Here is a 2,745-nt window from a genome sequence, read left to right on the forward strand (position 1 = left end):
GAATGTGTGAATAAATCCATGTAAATTTAAGTGTAACCTCTCAAGTGGTTTATTTTAATAGAGTTATACATACATTAAAACTTCTTCCTCATCAAAGGGACTATACTTTTTCTTGTCAACAGCCTCTCAAGATGCGACCCTATCTTCTCGCGACCCTATCTTCTCGACCCTATCTTCTCAAGTGCTGTTACTCCTGATGGTGTTAGAGGCAATTAATACTCCCAGCCTGCTTAATCCTAAACCATCAGCAAACAAAAATTTTAAACTTCCATAACTCTTTCTCCACTTACAGAAATTATTCAAGATTTTCATTTTTGAAATACCTCCTTTTAAAATTGGTCATTGGTCACTGGTCATTGGTCAATGAGTATTGACTAATGACCAATGACCATTGACTAATATGATATAAATATAACACAAAAATGGAGTTTTGTCAAGAGGCTGACCGAGAATTTTTTAAAAATATCGTAACTATTCAGCATACCAAGCAAGTAGGAAGTAGGAAAGTAGGAAGTAGGAAAAGGGGAAAATATTTCATACTATTTTACTCTTAATTGATTTAATTAAACCTATAACTCGATATTCAAGTTTTTTTAAGATTAAGTGGTTTATCCTTTTTTAACCGCAAAGAACGCAAAGAAATCAACCGCAAAGAACGCAAAGAAATTAACTGCAAAGAACGCAAAGATTATAGGTTGTTCACCACCCTTTTAATTCCTTCCTTGAGTCTTAATACATCGAAATTTATAAGCAATTAATAATATTTGAAAGTTCGTTTTCGTTTATAGACCTGTTTTCCTTTCTTTGCGTCCTTTGCGAAATCTTCCTTTGCGCTCTTTGCGGTTAAATCTTTATACCTTTAAAAAACTTGAACATCAAGTAATAGAAATAGATTGAAATTTATAGAAATAGGTAGAAATTGATTGTGGAAAACAACAAATTTCCATAAATTTTTATTAGTTTCTATTAATTTCAATTTTTTTAATAATATCTCCCTAATTTCCACATCTCCTTTTGTTACACCACCTGAACGCTTACCCTTTTTTCAATTTCTAATTTTGTCTATCATTCTCCAACCAGAGCGTTTTTAAGGATATTAAGCAAATCTTTAAAATTCGCCTCTCGTGGGTTATATTTTAAAGAAGAAGAAACCCCTTGAACGATAATTGGTAAATCCTGTTCTTGAACACCAAGACTGCTTAAACTAAAAGGTAATTTTAAACTTGAGATAAGTTCTTCGATTAAGACTACGGATTCAAAAGCCGCTCCTTCGGTTGAAAGAGTCATGGTTTGTTTATCCAGAAGATAAGCAATTTGGGCAAATTTTGGAATAGCGGCTTCTAAATTATACTCCATAACATAAGGGAGTAAAACCGCACAGGCCAGGCCATGTGGGAGATTGTATAACGGTCCTAAAGAAGCGGCTAAGCCATGGATAGCCCCCAAACCAGCATTGGCTAATACCAACCCGCCAAGCAATGAGGCTAAAGACATATCTGTTCTTGCCTTTTTATCCTGACCATCGAAAACTACCTTTTTTAAACTTGCACTGACTAATTTAATTCCTTGAAGAGATAATGAATCTGTTAAAAGATTAGCCCCATTTGAAACATAACCTTCTATAAGATGAACTAAGGTATCCATCCCACAAATAGTCGTCATATTTGAAGAAAGTGTAAAAGTCAATGTGGGGTCAATAATCGCTACCTTTGCCATTAACGAATAATCTCGAATGCTTTGTTTAACCTTTTTTTCTTCATTAATAATAACTGCGTTATAAGTTGCTTCTGCACCTGTTCCAGCCGTAGTTGGTATGGCAATAAATGGTAATCCTTCTTTTTGTATTTTTCTACCTTCTTGATATTCACTGCAATCACCACCATCATTGGCTAAACCTGCTACTGCCTTAGCCACATCTAAGGAACTTCCGCCTCCTAATCCAATGACCACTTCACATTCGATTCTTCTAACTAATGATAATCCTTCATCAACCATTTGTATAGTTGGTTCAGGTGTTACTTTATCAAAGAGAATTACTTCTAATCCTGTATCTTCTAAAGACTTACGCACATTATCTAAAATACCACTTTTAGCCATCGCCGTTTTACCCGTAATCAAACATATTTTTTTGCCAAATCTTTTCGCTTCAATGCCAACTGTGGCACTACTTCCCTCGCCAAATATTATCTTTGCTGGGGCAATAAATTCAAATTTCATCCTTATCCTCAACCTTCTTTCTTCTTTAGTGCTTCCAGATATTTCATTCTTAGATTATATAAAACATTCGCTAATATCTCACTTTCTTCATTAGTTAAATTTGCTTTAGTCTTTTTTTCTAATATTCCCAACATATCGATACTCCATCTGGTTCCTTCAAGGTTCACTTTGCTTTCATTAGTAATTGGGTCTTTTATTTCACCCAAATGAATCATTCCAGAAGTAGATAACATAGAAATAAGGTCCAAAAAGTTACCTTCTTCTGGAGGTGTTTCTTTAATTTCATCAGACATTTTATCATCTATCCTCCTTCCTCTTAGGTTTTCCCTCAAATTCATATCTCACGCTAATATGCCTGGTGACGAACTTCATCACTTCATCAACCTGATTGATTAAATCTGTTGTAACCGTTCAGGGCTATACATTAGAAGTGTAAACAAGGAGAAATGGGGAAAAGGGAGAATTGGAGAAATGGCTCAAACTTTTTCTTGCTCCACCCTTCAGACATTAATCCTGGTGTCGTGTTGA

At 34.8% G+C, this 2,745-nt stretch carries 3 protein-coding genes; all 3 read right to left on the minus strand.

The window, feature by feature from the left end; translation table 11 throughout:
• Positions 1 to 177: 177 nt before the first annotated feature.
• The 3 genes from AB1414_18695 to AB1414_18705 all read right to left on the minus strand — a co-directional run bounded on the left by AB1414_18695 (position 178) and on the right by AB1414_18705 (position 2,510).
• Positions 178 to 312, minus strand: coding sequence for a hypothetical protein (locus AB1414_18695; protein MEW6609443.1), 135 nt, complete (start codon positions 310 to 312; stop codon positions 178 to 180).
• A 753-nt stretch (positions 313 to 1,065) separates the two neighbouring features.
• Positions 1,066 to 2,217 carry an iron-containing alcohol dehydrogenase gene (locus AB1414_18700; protein MEW6609444.1) on the minus strand — a complete coding sequence of 384 codons (1,152 nt, stop codon included), beginning with the start codon at positions 2,215 to 2,217 and terminating at the stop codon, positions 1,066 to 1,068.
• Positions 2,218 to 2,225: 8 nt separating this feature from the next.
• Entirely contained in the window at positions 2,226 to 2,510 is a 285-nt protein-coding gene (locus AB1414_18705) for a DUF1844 domain-containing protein (protein ID MEW6609445.1), read from the minus strand.
• Positions 2,511 to 2,745 lie beyond the last annotated feature (235 nt).

Source organism: bacterium (assembly GCA_040755795.1).
Taxonomy (GTDB): Bacteria; UBA9089; CG2-30-40-21; order CG2-30-40-21; family SBAY01; genus JBFLXS01.